Below are 20,025 nucleotides of genomic sequence, written 5' to 3' on the forward strand. Positions count from 1 at the left end.
GGTCTTTTTAAACGACGGGTGGCTGATGGCAAGGCTGGCGTCAGCACTGAACAGTATCATTGCAATCCTTGTGGCACCTCCCACGTTGAACTTCACCCCAACCATGAAACCCCGTCTTTTCGTTCCTGCCCTCCTTTCTCTCACCACCTCCGCTGTGCTGGCTGCTGATGCGCCAAAGCTGCCGGAGATCCCTGCCCAGGCGATCTCGGCGAAGAAGGAGCTGCTTTTCTCCGATGACTTTCAGAGCAGCCCGCCGGCGAAGCCCTGGCACAAGGTGGTGGACACGTTCACCTTTGAAAATGGCGAGATGAAGGGCACGCAGACTCGTGAGAAGGACATGCCCTCCAAAGACGGCAAGAGTGTGATCAAGGCGCATGCGGCGGTGCATGGCCTGGAGATCCCGACGAAGGACAGTGTGGTGGAGTGCCGCATCAAGTTTGAGGGCGCGACGATGATCGATGTGGAGTTTGATGACCGGAAGTACACGGGCTGCCACTACGGCCACATCTGCCGCGCGCAGGTGCGCCTCACGGGTGTGACGATCATCGACGAGAAGGACGGCAACATGCGCAATGACATCTATGAGATGAAGAAGGACCCGGCAAAGAAGGCCGAGGTGGCAAAGCTGCTGGTGGGACGCCAGGCGACCTTTCCGGCGAAGCTGGAGACGGGCAAATGGTACACGCTGGTGGTGGAAACGGTGGGTGATGAGATGCGCGTGACGATCGACGGCCAGCCGATGGGCTTCCTGAAATCCTCCGGGATCGCCCATGCGACGAAGTCCAAGATCGAGCTCGGGGTGGCTGGCAAGACGGGCAGTTTTGACGACATCAAGGTCTGGAATGCTGAGCCTGTGCCGGCGAAGTGAGGGTGTGAACGGCCGGGAGTGATGGAGTAGTGGAGTCATGGGGTGTTGAGCTGGTGCCCAAACCTCCAGCACTCCATGCTCCCAGAGCGTGACGCTGGGTATAAATCGACCCGACGGGGTGGCGGTAGGCTGCCCCGCCCCTTGACCCTCCCCCCCTTCGGGAGTAAGAAGACGACCCCCAAACCGCCGCCCGCCCCCCGGATGCCCATCGAAAACACCCGCAACTTTTCCATCATCGCCCATATCGATCACGGAAAGACCACGCTCTCCGACCGCTTGTTGGAGTTTACCAAGACCATCACGGTGCGTGAGCAGCAGGATCAGCTCCTGGATGCGATGGACCTGGAAAGGGAGCGCGGGATCACCATCAAGGCGCACCCGGTATGCATGAACTACAAGGGGCGCGACGGGAAAGACTACAAGCTCAACCTGCTGGACACTCCTGGGCACGTGGACTTCAGCTATGAAGTGAGCCGGTCGCTCGCTGCCTGTGAAGGCGCGCTGCTGCTGATCGATGCCTCCCAGGGTGTGGAAGCCCAGACGGTGGCGAATTTGAACCTGGCGCTGCAGCAGAACCTGCACGTGATCCCGGTGATCAACAAAGTGGACCTGCCGAGCGCGGACATCGAAAAGTGCAAGCGCCAGCTCGAGGACATCCTGCAGCTGCCTGCCGACGAGGCCGTGCCTGCGAGCGCGAAGATGGGCATCGGCATCGAAGATATCCTGGAGGCCATCGTGGCCTTCTGCCCGCCTCCGAAAGATCCAGGTGACGGCTATCTGCGCGCGTCGGTGTTTGACTCCATCTTCGATCCGTATCGCGGTGTGGTGAGCTATGTGCGTGTGATCTCCGGCACGATCATCCGTGGTCAAAAGGTGCGCCTGATGGCCTCTGGCAACGACTCTGAAATCAAGGATCTCGGCACCTTCCGGCCAAAGATGGTGCCCTGCGAGAAGCTGGAAGCTGGCGATGTGGGCTACATCATCGCCAACGTGAAGACGACAGCGGATGTGAAGATCGGTGACACGCTCACTGAATCACGCAAGCCTGCGCCGGAGCCGCTGCCAGGCTTTAAAGAGATCCATCCGCTGGTCTTCAGCGGCATCTACCCGGTGAGCACGGATGACTTCGAGGCGCTGAAGCTGGCCGTGGGCAAGCTGCAGATCAATGACGCGGCCTTTACCTTCATGGCGGAAAGCTCCGCCGCGCTGGGCTTTGGCTTCCGCTGCGGCTTCCTGGGCCTGCTGCACATGGAGATCGTGCAGGAGCGTCTACGCCGTGAATTTAACATGGATGTCATCTCGACGTATCCGTCCGTCATTTATGATGTGCGGAAGACGGACGGCACCGAGCTGCAGGTGGACAACCCGACCTTCCTCCCACCGGCGAACGAGATCGAAGAGATCCGCGAGCCGATCGTGAAGGTGGACATCATGATCCCGAACGAAAACATCGGTGACGTCATGCAGATGGTGATGGACAAGCGCGGTGTGGTGAACAATACCGAGACGCTGGATGACCGCCGCGTGCTGCTGCACACGGTGCTGCCGCTGAATGAGATCCTGGTGGACTTCAATGACAAGCTCAAATCCATCACCCGTGGCTACGGCAGCATGGACTATGAGCACGCCGGCACGCAGCCTGCGGAACTGGTGAAGATGGACATCCTCATCGCCAGCGAGCCTGTGGATGCCTTCTCCTGCATCGTTCACCGCAGCAAGGCTGAGAGCCGTGGACGCCAGCTTTGCGCGAAGCTGAAGGAAGTGATCCCGCAGCAGCTCTTCGTGGTGGCCATCCAGGCGGCGATCGGCGGCAAGATCATCGCCCGTGAAAGCATCAGCGCGCTGCGCAAAGACGTGACGGCGAAGTGCTATGGCGGTGACATCTCCCGTAAGCGCAAGCTGCTGGAGAAGCAGAAGGAAGGTAAGAAGCGCATGAAGTCCATCGGCCGCGTGAACATTCCGCAGGAAGCGTTCATCGAGGTGCTGAAGAACAACTAAGGCCTGCCGCTTTTGGCCTAGCCAACTTTTCATTCATTTTTCACAGCATGTCCCAGCCTGCGATCCTCTCAGACATCGGCAATGTGCTGGTGACCTTTGATTTCAAGATCGCGGCCACGCGTGCCACCGAGTTCAGCCCGCATCCGGCGGAGCTGCTGCTGACCAGGCTGGACCCGATCAAGCTCCCGTATGAAAACGGGGACATGGATGACGACACCTTTGTCACAGAAGCCATCCAGCTTCTGGAATTTCGCGGCACACCAGATCAGTTCCGCCACATCTGGTGTGACATCTTTGCGGAGAACAGCGCCATGGACAAAACGCTGTTAGGCCTGCAGGGCCATCTGCCCATGTATCTGCTCTCCAACACGAGCGGACTGCACAAAGACTATCTCCTGAGCTCCTTCGATATCTTCCGCCACTTCCAGGGCGGCGTGTACTCCTACTCGGCGAAGTGCAGCAAGCCGCATGCTTCCATTTTCAATGTGACGGCGAAGGAGCTTTCGCTGGATCCAGAGCGCACCTTTTTCATTGATGACCTGGAGGCGAACATCGCCACGGCACGTGAGCTGGGTTTTCACACGCATCATTATCAGATGAGTCAGCATGAGGCGCTGGAGAAGGATCTGGCTCAGTGGCTGGAGAAGCAGGGCGTTGTGACACACTGACGGCTACTTTGAGCGACGAATCTGACTGCGCGCGAACCGCTATCTCGCCATTGGGACATAGCGATTGAGAGCTCTGATGTTGATCGAATGAGGCCTTTGCAGCCTTGCTGATTCATCACCCTAACCTTCAATAAGTGTCGTAGCATCTATACGGACAAGAAATAAAAGCAAAGCGAGCCGAGTGAGACATGCTTTCCGCAGGAAGGCCTAATGTCTTGATTTCGAGCAACTTAGTTCTGACTCTTCCACCACTAAGTTCTCACCAAGAACTCACAACCAAAGAGTGCTGTCAGAAAAATGTGATAAATATGAAAATTGTTGTTGCGGGCATTTTGTGATTTGCTATAAATACCATACTTCGATTGAAAATTCCCTTCTGGAAATTGGAACTCGGAGCCCTCAAATCCAACAGCCCAAAATACCAAGATATCATGAAACACACCAAAGTTACCTCCCTGAAGGCTGGCTTCAGCCTTGTTGAAATGCTCGTCGTGATCGCGATCATCGGCATCATCGCCGCCATCGCCATCCCGAACATCGGTTCCATCAACGTCAGCGCCCGCGAAGCTACCGCCAAGCGCAATGCTCAGTCCATCGCCTCCGTGCTGAACGCCGCCGCCGCTGCTGGCGTGGACTTCACCGCCGTCCTTGGCTCCACCCCGATCAACACCGTGGCAAACCCAGGCGCAGCTAACTTGGTGGGTACGGATGGATCCGCCCAGCAGCTCTTGATCGTGGACGCTGCTGAAGGTGCTGCTGATGGCGGCGCAGACGTCAGCCCTACCGATGGTGCTTTCTCCGGCAAGGTCTTCACCACCGGCAACATCGACAACACGGAAGAAGGTGTCGCTGCCAAGTATCTTGGCTTTGACCCAGCCAACAACCGCATCATCTACAACCCAGGTAACTAATCAGCTGCGGTTTAAGACCGCCTGAACCTGAAAAGACTTAAACCCGCAAGAGGCAACTCTTGCGGGTTTTTTGTGTCTGGAGGCCCTGAAAGATTTCCCCCCGGACACAACCAGCGGAACTTCGCCCTGTTGAAGGAGGCACTGCATGAAGCATTCATTTCTCCTCCTCGCATTCTTACTCCTGAACATCCAGGCCATGGCGGATGTGAAACCCGCGCCCACAGGTGATCTCATCCTGACCTGGGAGGTGGATGGGGTGAAGAGGGAGGGCATGGTGCACATTCCAGAGTCCGCTCGGGTGTCCCCTGCCCCGGTCATCTTTGCCTGGCACGGTCATGGCGGCAGCATGAACAATGCCGCCAGCAGCTTTGGCTATCACAAGGTCTGGCCTGAGGCTGTCAGCGTGTATCTTCAGGGACTCAACACGCCCGGACGGCTCACGGATCCGGAAGGCAAAAAGCCGGGATGGCAGAGCCGCGCAGGAGATCAGGGTGATCGGGATCTGAAGCTCTTTGACACCGTGCTCGCGCAACTGAAGCGTGACTACAAGGTGGATGAAAACCGCATCTACAGCACCGGGCACTCGAATGGCGGTGGTTTCACCTACCTGCTCTGGCAGACGCGTGGAGAGGTCTTTGCCGCCATGGCACCTTCCGCCGCTTTCTTTGGCGGGCGTGGAAACCTGGCTCTCATGCCGAAGCCTGTGCTGCATGTGGCCGGGGAAACGGATCCTCTGGTGAAGTATGAATGGCAGAAGGCCCTGATCGAGAACCTGAAGACGAACAATCAATGTGGTGAAGGCCACGCGTGGGGTGACTCCAAGCTCTGCACAGAGTATGTCTCGAAATCAGGGAATCCCGTGGTGACCTGCATCCATCCTGGCGCGCATGGCTTTCTGAAGGAAGCACCGGCACTCATCGTGAAGTTCTTCAAGGAGCATTCGAAAGCCGCGAAGACAGCCGGCAAGCCATGATCTCGGCTCGCTCACTCAGGCGATCACATCGCGCAGCACATTCCCGTGCACGTCCGTGAGGCGGAGATCTCTCCCGCTGAAGCGATACGTGAGCTGCTCGTGATCAATGCCCATCTGGTGCAGCACGGTGGCCCACATGTCATAGATGGTGCAGGCGTTCTCGATGGCATGATAACCAAACTCATCCGTGCCGCCGTAAATGTGCCCGCGCTTGAGGCCACCGCCTGCCATCCAGATGGTAAATCCATACGGGTTATGGTCACGACCATCCGTGCCTTGAGCAAAAGGTGTCCGGCCAAACTCGCCCGCCCACACCACCAGTGTGCTGTCTAACAAACCGCGTGACTTCAGGTCCTTGATCAGCGCGGTGATGGGCTGGTCCACCTGATGCGCCATGTTCGCGTGGCCTATTTTGATCTCCCCGTGCTGATCCCAGGGGTTCGCGGCCTGCTTCCCGCCCAGCTTCTGCGGCAGGCAGCTCAGCTCCACAAAGCGCACGCCCTTTTCCACCAGACGTCTGGCGAGCAGACATTGCCGTGCATAGGCGGTGCGTGGAGAGTCCGGTCCATCCATGCCGTAAAGTTTTCGTGTCGCTTCCGTCTCGCCGGAGATGTCGCACAGATCAGGCACGGCCGACTGCATGCGCCAGGCGAGCTCGTAGTTTGAGATCGCCGCCTCCACATGCAGATCATGCTGCGTGGTGCCCGCAAAACGACGGTCCATCGCGCCGATGAAGTCGAGCTGCTTGCGCTGTAATTGGTTAGACTGACGCGGGCGGATGTTCTCCACCGCCTCCGCTTCATCCGCCTGGATGATGCTGGCCTGATGCTGCGCGGGGAGAAAGCCGTTGCTGAATAATCCCACGTCACCATGAGCAGGCTTCGCACCTCCGCTCTGCAGCACGATGTAGCCCGGCAGATCCCGTGACTCCGTGCCCAGGCCGTAGCTGGTCCATGCGCCCACGCTCGGGTATCCCAGAAACGGGAAGCCCGTGTGCAGGAAGAAGTTTCCCTGCGCATGCTCGCTGAACTTCGCCGTCATGCTGCGGATCACGCAGATCTCATCCGCCAGCGTGGCCATGTGTGGGAACAGCTCGCTCACCGGCATGCCGCTTTGCCCACGCTGGCTGAACTTCCAGTGAGAGGGCTGCACCGTGCCGTTGTTGTTAAACTGCGTCTTCTTGACCTCCACCGGCATGGGCTGCCCCGCATACTTCTCCAGCAGCGGTTTGGGATCAAAGGAGTCGAGATGCGACACACCGCCGCTCATGTGGCAGAAGATCACGCTGCGTGCCTTTGGCGCGAAACGCCTCGAGCGATGCACCACCGGTGAAGCTTCCGCCTGCATCAGTCCCGCCAGCGCCGTCAGGCCAAAGCCTGTGGAGGCAGTGGAAAGCATGTGTCTGCGTGTGAGGAGCGGATTCATCAGGCAATGATATCTCTCAATACATTTCCATGCACGTCCGTCAGGCGCAGATCTCGCCCGCTGAAGCGATACGTGAGCTGCTCATGATCCACACCCATCAGGTGCAGCACTGTGGCCCACATGTCATAGACCGTGCAGGCATCCTCAGTGGCTTTGTAGCCAAAATCATCGGTCGCGCCATGCACATGCCCGCCTTTCACACCGCCGCCGGCCATCCAGATGCTGAAGCCATGCGGGTTGTGATCGCGGCCATTGGAGCCTTGAGCAAAGGGCGTGCGGCCAAACTCACCGGCCCACACGAGCAGGGTGCTGTCTAGCAAGCCGCGGGCTTTGAGATCCTTGATGAGCGCGGCGATGGGCTGGTCAATCTGGTTTGCCACCATGCCATGGCCTTCCTTCACCTGGCTGTGATGATCCCACGGATTCGCCGCGTTACCGCCACCGATGTTGTAGCCCAGCGCACTGAGCTCGATGAAGCGCACACCACGCTCGACAAGACGGCGCGCCAGCAGGCACTGGCGTGCATAGGCGGCCTTTTTCGGTTCGGGATCATCGAGGCCATAGAGTTTCTTTGTCGCCTCCGTCTCACCAGAGATGTCGCAGAGTTCAGGCACCGCAGATTGCATGCGCCAGGCCATCTCGTAGTTGGAGATCGCCGCCTCCACATGCATGTCACGCTGTGTATTTTTGGCAAAGCGCCGATCCATCGCGCCGATGAAGTCTAACTGTTTGCGCTGCATGCCCAGCGGCTGACGCGGGCGGATGTTGTCCACCGCCTCCGCCTCATCTGCCTGCACGATGCTCGCCTGATGCTGCGCCGGAAGGAAGCCATTGCTGAACAAACCCACACCGCCATGCGGTGTGCGCGCATCGCCACTCTGCAGCACCATGTAACCCGGCAGATCACGCGACTCCGTCCCGAGTCCATAACTGGTCCAGGCCCCCGCGCTCGGGAAGCCTAGAAAGGGGAACCCTGTATGCATGAAGAAGTTTCCCTGCGCATGCTCGCTGAACTTCGCCGTCATGCTGCGCACCACGCAGAGATCGTCTGCCACACCGCCGATCTGCGGAAACAAATCACTCACCGGCAGACCTGAACGGCCACGATTCTTAAAGGCCCAGTGAGACGGCTGCAGGGTTCCGTTATTGTTGAACTGCGTCTTGATCGCGCCCCCAGGCATGGGCTGGCCCGCATACTTCTGAAGCATCGGCTTCGGATCAAACGAGTCCACGTGCGACACACCGCCGCTCATGTAGAGAAAGATCACGCTGCGTGCCTTCGGCGCGAAACGCTTCGACCGATGCACCAGCGGCAGCGCCGCCTGCGCTTCCTCCTGCATCAGGCCTGCCAAAGCAGCCATGCCAAAGCCCGTGGACGCACGCGAAAGCAGAGAGCGACGAGAAAGGTTCGTGGGAATGTTCGGGGGCGTGATCATCGCAGGTAAATAAACTCCTTCAGGTTGATCAGGGACTGGGCCAGGCTGGTCCAGGCTTGCAGTTGCGGATTGTCATCGCTGAGGTGGTCGCGTGCGGCGGCGAGACTCTGGCTCACTTGATCACGCTGAGTCTGTAGACTCGTCAGGGCGGCGCGTTGCTCATTACTGAGCGCGGCGAGGATGTCCGCCTCGGAAACAGTGGTGGCCTCGATGCGCGAGGTCTGCTCAATCTCCTCTGCCGTGAGCGCGCGATCATAAAGACGTGCACGATAGATGCGGCCGCTGAGCCCCTTGTTTCCCGCAGGTTTACCGTGACGGCAGCCGAGAAGAATCTGGCTCTTCCCTGCCTCGAAGACAGCTCCAGGAGCTTTGCGATAGGTGCGTCCGTAAGGCTTGCCATCACGGTAACCACTGATCGTACCATCAGCTTGATACACGACCGCTACATGCACCGGACGCGTGGCAGCCTCGGTCTCTGAAGTGCCGTCAAAGAGCTCGCTGCGCTCAAAGAAGTTGCTGCCAGCCACCCAGTGCTGCGGGGTCTTCTCGGCGAAGACGATGGAGTCAAACAAGCCCCCATCACGCTCCTGCACGGTCATCACCCCGCCGCCGCGCTGGGTGAGATTGTCCAGCAGGACCCAGGCTTCGAGCGTCTTCGCCGTGAGCTTCTTCGGCAGCGCACCGCTTTCCGCCATGGACTTTCCATCGAGCACCAGTGCACCGCCTTCGATACGCGCAGCACCACTGAAGGTGAGATCGAGTTTGCCTCTAACATCACTCGTGTCCTTGTCGAAGGTCCACTCGGCCAGGGGCGATGGCGCGGACAAGGCCGACGTCACCGATGCCTGACCCGGGAACAGTTTCTCCCGCACGGGAGCAAGGATGGCGGTGATCCGACGATTCAGATCCGTGAGCTTCTTCTCCTCAACCGCAAGCTCACGAGACTGCACATCGCTCTCCGCCCGGAGCACATCCAGATAGGCCAGACTCTGCTTCACCTCCTCATCATTGGCTTCACGGGCAAACGCCTCACGGAACATCTGGCGGATGCGCAGATCATCGGCGCGGTCCTTGTCCTCATTTATCGTGCGCAGTGCCCAGCTCCGCGACCAGTCGATCACGCGTGGATCGTTGAGCAGTGCAAGCGACTGCGCAGGCACGTTCGTCACATCACGTTTGCCACGCGTGGCGAAGGGCACCGGCGCATCAAAGGTGGTTAGGAAGGGCGTGAGTGAGTTACGGATGACTTTGACGTAGATGCTGCGTCTTGGATCACCATTGCCGACCGACTCGCCATAGAGCGCGGGGTTGAGCTTCCCTGACAGGGAGATGATCGAGTCACGAATAGACTCCGCCTCGATCCGGTGAATGCTCCAGTGGCTCAGCAGCTTGTTCTCCGGGTCCTTTTGCGCGCTCGATGCCGAGGCTTCAGCACTTCTCTGGAAGGCCTTGGAGGTAAGCATGAGCTTCAGCAGGTCCTTGATGGAACCTCCGCTCTCGATGAAGTGCTGGGAAAGGAAATCGAGCAGCTCCGGATGCGTGGGCACATCACCCAGCTTGCCAAAATTGTCCGTGGTGGCCACGATCCCACGACCAAAGACGTGGTGCCACAGGCGGTTCACGATCACACGCGCGGTCAGTGGATTGACCTTCATGTCCGCCATGTGCTCGGCGAGCTGAAGACGTCCGCTGCCGCTGGTTTTGAAAGGAGCCGGGTCCAGCGCATCCAGGAACCGCCGCGGCACCAGCTCTGCAGGCTGTTTGTGATCACCGCGAACAAAAAGCGCGGCATCCTTCGCATCGGCCTCGATCACTCCAGGCACGCGGGTCGGCATCGGCAGTTTCGCCTCGACCTCGCGATAGCGCTTCACCAGCCCACTGACCTCCGGAATCACTTCCAGCTTGTTCTCCAGCTCACCTGCTTGAAGCAGTCGGTTGAGTCCTTCCGCATGGGCATCGGTGAGCGTCCCATCTCGCCAGGCCTTGATGGCATCTGGCTTGGAGAAGACAAAGCGCTCCTCCGTGGTCGGTGGAGTCTTGTCCTGCGTGATGATGACATCCGTCAGACCGAACCACGAGCGCGCCCCGTCCATGAACTCCGCCGGCATGTCTGCTGAGGTCATGATCTGGATGAAGATCTCGTCTCCCTTCCAGAAGGCGAGGTCCACGGATTTCCAGCCCAGCTTCTCATCGCGAGCCTCCTTAAGTTCCACCGCCTTGTGGATGGTTCCAGTGCGCGGATAGTTCTGCACCACATACTTGGCCTTCACGCCACCATTGCCAGCCACACGGAACCACAGTGTGCCGCCTTCGCATTGAAAGCGCTTGGAGAAGAGAACAGCACGATCCTTCGTCGTCAGCACATTGCTGAAATAACCCGCCGGATAGATCTGGGAAACGATGCGATCACCTTCCAGGGCAACAGCAAACTCACCCGCCTTGGTCAGGTTCACTCCATTGGAGATCCACTCATACTTGGACAGGCCTGGAGGCTTGACGTCCGCACGATCCGCCGCATTGCCTTTCGCGGTCTTCAACCAATGCTCGGCCACCGCATCCTTGATCTGCACTTTCAGCTTGGCCAGCTCTTCACGCTCGGCCTTGCCAGTGCCAGGAGCATTCACATCGATCACCGCCGGATGCGTGCTGGTGAAGATGCCATACATGGCATAGAAATCGGCCTGCGAGATCGCGTCGAACTTATGGTTATGGCAGCGGGCGCAGCTCACCGTGAGGCCCTGGAACGCCTTCGTGACGGTGTCGATCTGGTTGTCTGTGAAGGTCACCATTTCATCCAGCGAGTCCACCGGGGAGAAGCCATGCAGCACCATGCGGAGCTGGCCGATGCCGATGGCGCTTTCATTGAGGCCATTCTTCACCCGAGGCTTCGCCAGCAGGTCACCGGCGATGGCTTCTTTGACGAGCTGCGGATACGGCACATCCTCATTGAAGGCACGGATCAGATAGTCCCGGTATTGATAAGCATACGGAATCGCAGGATCCCCCTCCGAACCATAGCTCTCGGCATAGCGAACCCAGTCCATGAAATGGCGCGCCCACTTCTCACCGAAGTGCGGCGACGCCAGAAGCTCGTTCACATAAGCTTCATGAGACACCTGGGCCCCGGCCTTGTCAGGCGGCAGGCCCGTCAGCACATAAGCGGTGCGTCGGCGCAGAGTCTCTGCATCCGCGGGCGCCGAGGCCGTCAGTCCATTCTTCTGGAGTTCCGCATCCAGCAAGCCATCAACACTTTGAGACGCTTTTGGTTGGGCAATCGGCTGAAACGCCCACCACTGCTTGCGACGCTGCAACACCGCATTCCAGTCGGTCTCTTTGGCGACCTGCTCTTTGGAAGGTGGTGCGTCACGCGGATCCACCGCTCCATCACGGATCCACTGCTCAAAGTCGGCAATGACCTTGTCATCCAGCTTTGCGCCGTTCTTGGGCATCTTCATGTCCTCGTCATCGTGCTCATGCTTGATGGACTGGATGAGCAAGGAAACCGCAGGATTGCCGGGCTTCAGGACATCTCCCGAATCACCACCCGCCTGCCAGCCAGCGCGTGAATCCAGCACCAGCCCGCCCTTCTGCTTGGTGGCCGTGCTATGGCACTCATAGCATTCTTGCGCGAGGATCGGCCGGATCTTTGATTCGAAGAACTCGACCTGCTGCGGTGTGGCCGCGAGGACTGCGCTGCCGAGAAGCGATGATGCGGAGATGAGCAGCGTCTTGTTCATGCCAGGAGCCTCCGGTTGATGGTTACAGCAGCTTCGATGCAGAGCTGGCCGAGTTGATCAAACTGGTCACGCTTCAGCCGGAAGCTCGGTGCCATGACGGTAATGGCCGCGACCGGATAGCGATACTCATCCAGCACCGCTGCCGCCGCGCAGTGGATGCCTTCCAGACCTTCCGCGATGTCCGTGGCATAACCACGTTTGCGGGTTTTGCCCAGGTCGGCCTCCAGCAATTCACGAGTGGCGAGTGTCGTCGGCGTGTATTGCTTCAGCTTCACCTTCTCAAAGAAGCCCTCAAGTTCCGCCACGGGCAGATGCGCCAGCGTGGCCTTGCCCGGCGCACAGGAATACATCGGCACCTGCAGGCCGACCGTGCTGCTGACCTTGATCGGCTGGGTGGAGATGCACTGCTCCAGCACGGTCATCTTATGATTCACGCTGGTCAGGAGCTGCACCGTCTCGCCCGTGGTATCGCGCAGCCATTTCAGCGATTCCAAGGCGCAGACGACCAGACTTTTTTCACGCACTTGCGGGCGGGAGAGGTCAAAGAGCTTGTTCGTGAGAACGAAGCGTTTGTCGTCCTCGCGGCGCTGGAGGTAGCCGCGATTGTGCAGCGTGTTGCTGATCCGGAACACCGAGTTCACGGGCAGGCCGAGCTCGCGGGCGATCTCCGTGAGGTTCAGTCCGGCGCGATGACGGCCAAGCAGTTCCAGGATGGCCAGCGTGCGCTCCGTGCCGGGGGCGGACGAGGAATCGTCGAGGGGGATGGTTTGAGGGGCGAGTTCCATTTTTCCAAATCTAGAATCGATTCCAGATTTAGAATTCTTGCATCATTCCCGGAAACTCGCCAAATAAAAAGCCTCTCCCTCATGAAATCCGTCATCGCCGTACACCCTGGTCACCTGGAAATCCTTGATACCCCTGTGCCGAAACCCGGCTCGTATCAGGCACTGGTCAGGACGGAGTGCGCCTGCATCTGCAACCGCACGGACAGCGAGCTCCTGCATGGCAACTTCCCCGGCATGGAGGACAAATTCCCCTTTGCCCTCGGCCATGAGAGCGTGGGCATCGTCACCGCCGTGGGAGAAAAGGTGCGGAATTTCGCGGTTGGCGATCGCGCCGTGGGCGGGCTGAATTTCAATCTGCAGATGGAGAGCGTGGACTCCGGCTGGGGTGGCTTTGGGGAATACACCCTGGCCAATGACCATGCGGCCATGGTGGAAGATGGTGTGGCGAATGAGGCCGGTGGCTGGGTGGAAGTCTATGAGATCCAGACCAAGGTGGATGCCGACATCCCGCCGCAGGAAGCCGTGCTGCTCTGCACCTGGCGCGAGGTCCTGGGCGCCTTCCGCGACTTCCATCTCCAGCCTGGCGATGACGTGCTCATCTTCGGCGCAGGCCCGGTGGGACTGAGTTTTGTGAAGCTGGGCCGCCTCTTCGGCCTGCGCTGGATCGGCATTGTGGACCGCCATGCGGACAAGCGCGCCAAAGCCATCTCCTTCGGCGCGGATGCGGCTTTTGAGCCCGGCAAGATTGAGACTCCAGGAAAGCTCGATGCCGTGATCGATGCCGTGGGACATCCAGACATCCTCCAGCAAGGCCTGCCCCTGCTGCGCCGCGGTGGCTCCCACTGCATCTACGGGGTGCTGAGCCAGCCCGTCATGCATCTGGACAAGACGAAGGCTGACTTCAATTTCAACGTGCTGGTCCACCAGTGGCCAACCCGGAAATACGAGCGCGAAAGCCAGCCCCAGCTCTGCCAGTGGATCCGTGAGGGCAGGCTGACCTCCGCCGACTTCATCACCCACCAGTTCCCGCTTCAGGACATCCATCTGGCTTTTGATGAGGTGGCCCGGCGCGGAGTCATCAAGGCCCTGATCGAATATCCGGCCTGACATCTGCCAGGGTGACAAAGCTTGCTGGCATTTCCGCAACACCAGCGGCAGTGATACAGCGTATTACTGCTGCATTGAACTCCCAGCCCTCGCCCTACTCACACGCCGCGCTCATCATCGTCGGCCACGGCTCCACCGTGAACCCGGACTCCAGCGCGCCCACGCATCAGCATGCGGACAGCATCCGCAAGCAAAAGCTCTTTCGTGAGGTCGTGTGCTGCTTCTGGAAAGAGGAGCCAAACATGCGGGAGGTGTATGAGTCCGTGGACAGTGATGACATCTACATCGTCCCGAATTTCATCAGTGAAGGTTACTTCTGCCAGCAGGTGCTGCCACGCGAACTGAGGCTCGAGGGGCCGGTGACGCAGCGCGATGGCCGAACCATCCGTTATTGCGATCCCGTGGGCATCCACCCAAACATGACGAAGCTCCTGCTTCAGCGTGCGGATGAAGTGGCCCCCGGCGTGCCGCGTGGTGAGACCAGCCTCGTCATTGTGGGCCATGGCACGAACCTCAATGAGAACAGTACCAAGGCCATTCAAGATCAGGTGAAGCTCATCCGCGAAGGTGGCTACGGCTTCGCTGAAGTCGTCGATGCCTACATGGAGGAGGCACCGCTTGTTTCTGAGTGGGACAAGCTCACCACCTCGCCGAATGTGGTCGTGGTGCCTTTCTTCATCGCCGATGGTCTGCATAGCTTCCAGGACATCCCTGTCTTGTTAGGCATCGAGCAGGAGGTGGGCAAGGCACTCAGCCAGATGGATGTATTCCGTCATAATCCCATCCCGCTGCGCGGCCGCCAGCTCTACTACAGCTCCGCGATTGGCACAGAAGCATTGATGGCTGAAGTCATCCTCGATCAAGTGCGCGACTTCGATACGAAGCACGGCAGGAATGACGAAGCCCGAATGCCGAATGACGAATTGAAGAGCGCGCTGGCTCGCTGGCTCGATGAAGGACGAGACGTTATCGGCCAGATCAAGATCATCAAAGAGGGCCAGGGCTTTGTGCTGCATCACCTCGATGACACGCAGGAAACCGTGCAGGACTACTTTGGCAATGCCGTCGATGCCCGTGAGATTGCCCGCTATGATGCGAGTGGTGAGTTCAGGCCTATCAAAACTGCACCGACTTTGATTCGCGGATGGCAGATGGATCTGCGAAATCTGGATGAGCTGCTGCTCGCGCTCGAGTTCTTCTATCCCGCCGCCGTTGGCATGGCCATGGCTCAAGAAAAAAGCACACTGGAGCCGGTGCCCCTGCGCTCTCTGCTGCAGCGCCAGACCGGCATGTATCGCTTTGCCAATGGCATCACTGATGAGCAGGCAGACGAGATCATCGGCGAATGCTGTGATACTTCCACGAAGTGCCTTCGCCGCATCGTCTACACTCTGGACGGCACCCGTGCGTTCAGCGGGCCTGCGGCAACAAAGTTGAGTGACGATGCTGGGCATGTGTCTGGCCAGAACAAAGCAATCACGCTCTTCTGCATGGAATCCTGCAATCACATCGTCTCCGCTGCGCGTGGCGTGGCACGGAAGAATGCGGAGAAGAAGACAGACGCTTAATTGATCGGGTGATCTTTAAACAGATTGCCTCCGGGCATCTCAAACAAGGCCACTCCATCAGCGATGAAGCCCACACCAGTTCAACGATTCTTTGCATCTCCGTGGCCGTTCCGTCTCTGGGCAGCAGCCTGGGTTGTGATCACAATGGCCGCGACGATCAAGGAAACAGGCATGACGTTCGCCATGATTCAAGGCACACCAATGCTGCTCCGGTGCCTGCTGGGACTTCTGTCGGTGGGCGCGCTTGGCTTTATATCAGGATGTTTCGCTGCTGCCATCGTTTCGATCTTTCTGATCCCCTGGCGTTCGCATGTCAACGGCGGGCCATTTAAGGTCGGCGATCAAGTTCAGATCATCAATGGTCACCATCGGGGCACAGTCACCAGGATCTATGCACTATGGCAAGGCAACACGTTCCGTGTCGAGTTGGGTCTTGAAGCCAAGGCCGCTTTTAAAGACATCTTCACACAGCTCCAGGTTATGCGTGTGAATTGACATCATCACCCAAAGGCAAAAAAGAAGCGGCTCGTTGGGCAACGACACCGCTTCTTCTGTTTGACTTAAAATTAAACCTGGAATGCCCTAACCAATCATCACGCAGCCTTCTTGACCGCGCCTTTGGCAGCACCCTTCTTTGCCGGCTCAGGCTGGGTGCTGGGGCGGACTTCGATCCTCACTTCGGCGGGCTGGTTGGCCTTGTAGATCTCGTCTTCAAACTGGGCGGCCTTCTGCAGCAGCGTGGCCTCCTGCTTCTTGCCTTCGCCATTCCACCAGGCATCAAAGGCAGCCTGATCACCGGCGCGGAGCTTGCCTTTGCGCTGGCCGTAGAGATTGCGCAGCGGGCGGATGGCCTCGTCATTGCGCTGCTTGTTCAGCATGATGACCTGACGTGCCTGGGAGAGTGTGACGGACTCCGGATCTGCCTGAAGCTCGATCTTCTTCCCAAGTGTGATGTGATCCCAGGTGCCGACAAGCTGGCCGTTTTCCAGCACATCATAGCGGCCGGGTTGCAGACCATTCACCGTCAGCACCTCGCCACCTTTGCGATGGCCGGCTGCGGTGAGGGTGGCGCCGAGCTTGGCTTCTTCCAACACGGCCCAAGGCAGGCACTTCGGCTGTAGCGTGAAGGAAAGAGTCTTCCCAGCCTCCCCTGAAGTCGCGGTGACGGTGCTTCCAGGACTTGCGGTCACTTTCCAACCACCTGCTGCTGCGGGAGTGCTCATGAGACCCCACACGACACCAGGTTCACCGAACGCTTCGATGATGGAATAAGCCATGACAAACTGGCCGTCGCCCGCCGGATGAATGGCATCCGCGATCAGCGTGAAGCTCGGGTCTTTGACGCGGCCATCGGTGGTGAACTTGTTCAGAGGCCCGAAGAGATCGATGAAGCCATAACCACGCTTGCGAGCCTGCTCCTGGCCCCACTTGCCGAAGTAGGCGAGAACGGCGTTGTAGTTGTCAGGCTTTTTGTTTTTCCCACGGGCAGGATCCTTGGCCACCATCTGGTCAAAGGCCTGATGATCAAACATGGTCGGGCTCATCAAAAAGACACGCACCTTCAGCGCATCCAGCTTGTCGAGCAGCTTCGTCATGTCATCCGCATAGGTTTTGAAAATCTCCGGCGTGAAGTCCTGATACGCACCGTCATTCATGCCCAGCAGCACGGTGGCGATGGTGGGCTTGAAGCTGGCGATGTCATCGTCAAAGCGGTTCAGCGCATCCGCCGCGCGGTCACCACTCACCCCGGCATTGCGGAAGTGCAGACGCAGCTTCGGATAACGCGTGTAGAAGAAATCCTCCACATACTGGGTGTACTGGCACTGGTGCGTGATGGAGTCGCCGATGAAGATGATGCGGTCACCGTCCTTCAAACCAAGACCGGCGGGCTTTGGCGCAGGTCGGGCGGCAGGTTTCGGGGCCTGGGCAAAGCTGCCAGCAGCAAGTCCCAGGGTGGCGATGAGCGTGAGAGCAAGACGTGAGTGCATGGTGAAGGGCAGAGCAGAACGAAGCGCGAGGTGCGGGTTATCCTTTAAAATGACGAATGTCTGTCCCTCAGTCCTCTTCTCGCGCCTTGCGGCCTTCGAAGCTGAGAATGACGCGGAAACCGACATCGGCGAGCTGGTCAGTGATCAAGATCTTGCGGCGGAAGGAGGCGAGCAGTTCGCGCGGCTCATAGGTGGTGAAGGAGCCACCGCGGACGATGCCTTCATTGGCATCTGCCGCCCAGGTGTCGGACACCCACTCCCAGACGTTGCCGGCGAGATCGTACATCTGCGTGCGTGGATCAGGCTTGAAGCTGGCCACGGGTGAAGGGCCCGCATTGCCATCAGTATAACCAGCGATGGATTTTTTGCCGGAGGCATCCGCCGTCTTGTCGGCAAAGTTACCTGCTTTGGGCGGCGGGATGGCGGTGAACCCCCAAGGATAGAATCCCAGAATGGCGCCGCTGCGCGTGTCGGTGTCCCCAATCTCACGAGGCAGGTTGACCGCCATGCTCCATTCATCATCCGTCGGCAGGCGATACTCCTGATCCGGCTCCAGCAGGCCTTTGGCACGCTCGCGATCTGTCAGCCAGCGGCAGAACTGCTCGGCTTCAGCTCGCGTGACATTCGTCACCGGCAGATCGGGTGCCTTGTCGAGATCACGATTGACCACCGGGGCCAGCTTGGAACTGCGCGCAAACTCCGCAAAGTCCTTCCGCTTCGTTTCCGTGGCGGCCAGCATGGCCTTGCCCAGCGGCACCAGTCTCATGCCGAGACTGTTGTCCCAGGGCTTGCTGAAGACCACAGCACCCGTGGCACGCAGGCGCAGATTGAAGCTCATGGCCTGGCCTTCCTTCAGGTTGCCGCGCACGACTTCGTTCTTGTAACCCGGCAGACGCACTTCGAACTCAAACTTCTCCGCGCGTGTCTTGTCCAGGTTCAACGGTGTGCGTCCAACGATCAGTTCGCCTCTCAGCACCTCAGCTCCAGGCGGCTTGCTATCAATGCTCACCTTGCCGTAATGCATGGGCACGATCTCCGTGCGAATGGCCTGCCGTCCGGGTGTGGGCTGTGAACCCGGGACACTGACAGCACGCCAGGCGTACTCATGATCAACGTCCAGCCGTCCGCTCTGACGGTCGCGCGTGGTCATCCAGGCACAAAATGCGTCCGCATCTTCCGGAGAAACCATGATGAAGGCACGTTTTTGAGTCGCTGTAGGCTGGATCACCGTGAAGGCAGCGGCGCGGTCGGTGGCATAATAAAACGCCTGGAACTGCGCCACCTCGGCGGGCTCATCTGCCACATGGCGGTCCTTTATGAAACTGAACCACTGGCCGTAGATGTTCTGCCAGGGCTTGCCATTCTGAGGCTGGATGGGCGCGGGCGCGGGCTTCACCGGCAGCGGCAGGTCATAGGCCCAGTCATGCTGATATTTTCCCGCATGCAGCGCGGCCCCTGCCAGCGCCGAACCAATGATGGTAAAAACCGCCGCGCGCGCGAAACGGCGCATGAACTTTTCCGGACGCTTCTCGCCAACTCTTTGCAAAGCTTCCGCAAACTCACCTGCGGTTTGAAAACGCTCCTTCAGATCTGGCGCGCAGGCTTTGCAGATCACACGGTTCAGATCCATCCAGAACGGCCATTCGCTGTCGCTCAGATTGGAAGGGATCTCAGGGAACTCCATGCGGTCCTTCCCGCTGCTCATCTCATAGAGCACCTTGCCGAGACTGTAGATGTCCGCCTGCGGCGTGCCTGGACCTTCCGGCGGCACGAAGCCTTCCGTGCCGACAAAGGTTCGCTCGCCCAAGGCAGCCACGAGACCGATGTCTGCCAGTTTGCACACACCGCCGCAGAAGATGATGTTAGACGGCTTGATGTCACGGTGCGTGAGACCGTGCGTGTGCATGTAGTGCAGCGCATCCGCGAGATACACACCGGCATCACGGCAGAACACAAGGTCCAGCCGACCATGACTCTTCATGTCCGTGCCCAGCGTGCGCGGCACATAGGTCTGCAGATCCTCAAAGTTAGGCCCGGCGTCCGCATCATCCGCCAGTTCCATCACACAGTAGTAGAAACCGCGCTTCTCGTTCCAGCCCACATGCAGGATGTGCACAAGACAGGGATGACCGCGTGAGATGGGCTCAAACTGCTGGATGCCGAGGAACTCACGCTGGAAAGTGCGGGTGAGTTCGAAGTCCTCACGCCAGACGATCTTCACCGCGCGATACGCCCCCGTCACGCTTTGCCCCAGCCACACCTCGCCATAGGCACCCGAGCCGATGCGGCGGATCAGCGTGTAGTCCTGGATGACGATGTCATCACGATGTGAAGGCGGACCATTCCTCTGCCGTGCAGCCGGCGTGTGCCGCGGCACCACCGGCGGAGCAGGCAGCTCCAGCATGGTGGGGTTAGGCTCCGCAGCAGGCGCTTGCGCGTCTGGTACAGGCTGGTCGGCGGGGTTGGGGGGCATTCTGCGGGCGAAGATACGCAGCCGCCGCGCCCGTGACAACATTCCTCTGTGATGTCCTGAAAATCGTTTTCGGCCTCTGCCCTCGAAC

At 59.1% G+C, this 20,025-nt stretch carries 14 protein-coding genes; 8 read left to right on the forward strand and 6 right to left on the reverse strand.

Features of this window, described 5'->3' with window-relative positions:
• Nucleotides 1–103 precede the first annotated feature (103 nt).
• The 5 genes from BGE01nite_RS15365 (at nt 104) to BGE01nite_RS15385 (ending at nt 5,418) form a co-directional block, all read left to right on the forward strand.
• Nucleotides 104–868, forward strand: coding sequence for a hypothetical protein (locus tag BGE01nite_RS15365; protein WP_146851369.1), 765 nt, complete (start codon nt 104–106; stop codon nt 866–868).
• A gap of 201 nt (nt 869–1,069) precedes the next feature.
• A complete protein-coding gene (gene lepA, locus BGE01nite_RS15370) occupies nt 1,070–2,866 on the forward strand; it encodes a translation elongation factor 4 (RefSeq protein ID WP_146851370.1) in 1,797 nt (598 codons plus the stop codon).
• A 47-nt stretch (nt 2,867–2,913) separates the two neighbouring features.
• Entirely contained in the window at nt 2,914–3,534 is a 621-nt protein-coding gene (locus tag BGE01nite_RS15375) for an HAD-IA family hydrolase (RefSeq protein WP_146851371.1), read from the forward strand.
• A gap of 431 nt (nt 3,535–3,965) precedes the next feature.
• Nucleotides 3,966–4,445: a type II secretion system protein gene (locus BGE01nite_RS15380; protein WP_146851372.1), complete on the forward strand. Its 480-nt coding sequence runs from the start codon at nt 3,966–3,968 to the stop codon at nt 4,443–4,445.
• Nucleotides 4,446–4,590: 145 nt separating this feature from the next.
• Nucleotides 4,591–5,418 carry a CE1 family esterase gene (locus BGE01nite_RS15385; RefSeq protein WP_174770051.1) on the forward strand — a complete coding sequence of 276 codons (828 nt, stop codon included), beginning with the start codon at nt 4,591–4,593 and terminating at the stop codon, nt 5,416–5,418.
• Nucleotides 5,419–5,433: 15 nt separating this feature from the next.
• Here the strand turns inward: BGE01nite_RS15385 and BGE01nite_RS15390 are convergent, their stop codons facing one another.
• The 4 genes from BGE01nite_RS15390 to BGE01nite_RS15405 are packed head-to-tail and all read right to left on the reverse strand — an operon-like array spanning nt 5,434 to nt 12,801.
• Nucleotides 5,434–6,816, reverse strand: coding sequence for a DUF1501 domain-containing protein (locus BGE01nite_RS15390; RefSeq protein ID WP_246145732.1), 1,383 nt, complete (start codon nt 6,814–6,816; stop codon nt 5,434–5,436).
• Nucleotides 6,817–6,842: 26 nt separating this feature from the next.
• On the reverse strand, nt 6,843–8,279 hold the full coding sequence (locus tag BGE01nite_RS15395; RefSeq protein WP_146851374.1) for a DUF1501 domain-containing protein: 1,437 nt from the start codon (nt 8,277–8,279) through the stop codon (nt 6,843–6,845).
• Nucleotides 8,276–12,016: a DUF1553 domain-containing protein gene (locus tag BGE01nite_RS15400; protein ID WP_146851375.1), complete on the reverse strand. Its 3,741-nt coding sequence runs from the start codon at nt 12,014–12,016 to the stop codon at nt 8,276–8,278. The genes BGE01nite_RS15395 and BGE01nite_RS15400 overlap by 4 nt, the downstream gene beginning before the upstream one ends.
• Complete coding sequence (locus BGE01nite_RS15405) at nt 12,013–12,801, reverse strand: IclR family transcriptional regulator (RefSeq protein WP_146851376.1); 789 nt, start codon at nt 12,799–12,801, stop codon at nt 12,013–12,015. Before BGE01nite_RS15405 ends, BGE01nite_RS15400 begins: the two co-directional genes overlap by 4 nt.
• An 81-nt stretch (nt 12,802–12,882) precedes the next feature.
• Between BGE01nite_RS15405 and BGE01nite_RS15410 the strand changes: the two genes are divergently transcribed.
• From BGE01nite_RS15410 to BGE01nite_RS15420, 3 genes are all read left to right on the forward strand, one after another.
• Complete coding sequence (locus tag BGE01nite_RS15410) at nt 12,883–13,908, forward strand: zinc-dependent alcohol dehydrogenase (RefSeq protein ID WP_146851377.1); 1,026 nt, start codon at nt 12,883–12,885, stop codon at nt 13,906–13,908.
• A 74-nt stretch (nt 13,909–13,982) separates the two neighbouring features.
• Complete coding sequence (locus BGE01nite_RS15415; protein ID WP_146851378.1) at nt 13,983–15,476, forward strand: CbiX/SirB N-terminal domain-containing protein; 1,494 nt, start codon at nt 13,983–13,985, stop codon at nt 15,474–15,476.
• 63 nt (nt 15,477–15,539) lie between these two features.
• Nucleotides 15,540–15,971 (forward strand): hypothetical protein, encoded by a 432-nt coding sequence (locus tag BGE01nite_RS15420; RefSeq protein ID WP_146851379.1) that lies wholly within the window; start codon nt 15,540–15,542, stop codon nt 15,969–15,971.
• A gap of 98 nt (nt 15,972–16,069) precedes the next feature.
• On the opposite strand, the gene BGE01nite_RS15425 is transcribed toward BGE01nite_RS15420, so the two are convergent.
• Entirely contained in the window at nt 16,070–17,464 is a 1,395-nt protein-coding gene (locus BGE01nite_RS15425; RefSeq protein ID WP_170266811.1) for an SGNH/GDSL hydrolase family protein, read from the reverse strand.
• Between the two features lie 67 nt (nt 17,465–17,531).
• Nucleotides 17,532–19,937, reverse strand: coding sequence for a bifunctional serine/threonine-protein kinase/formylglycine-generating enzyme family protein (locus BGE01nite_RS15430; protein ID WP_170266812.1), 2,406 nt, complete (start codon nt 19,935–19,937; stop codon nt 17,532–17,534).
• Nucleotides 19,938–20,025 lie beyond the last annotated feature (88 nt).

The organism is Prosthecobacter gellanilyticus, from assembly GCF_007992435.1.
GTDB lineage: Bacteria > Verrucomicrobiota > Verrucomicrobiia > Verrucomicrobiales > Verrucomicrobiaceae > Prosthecobacter > Prosthecobacter gellanilyticus.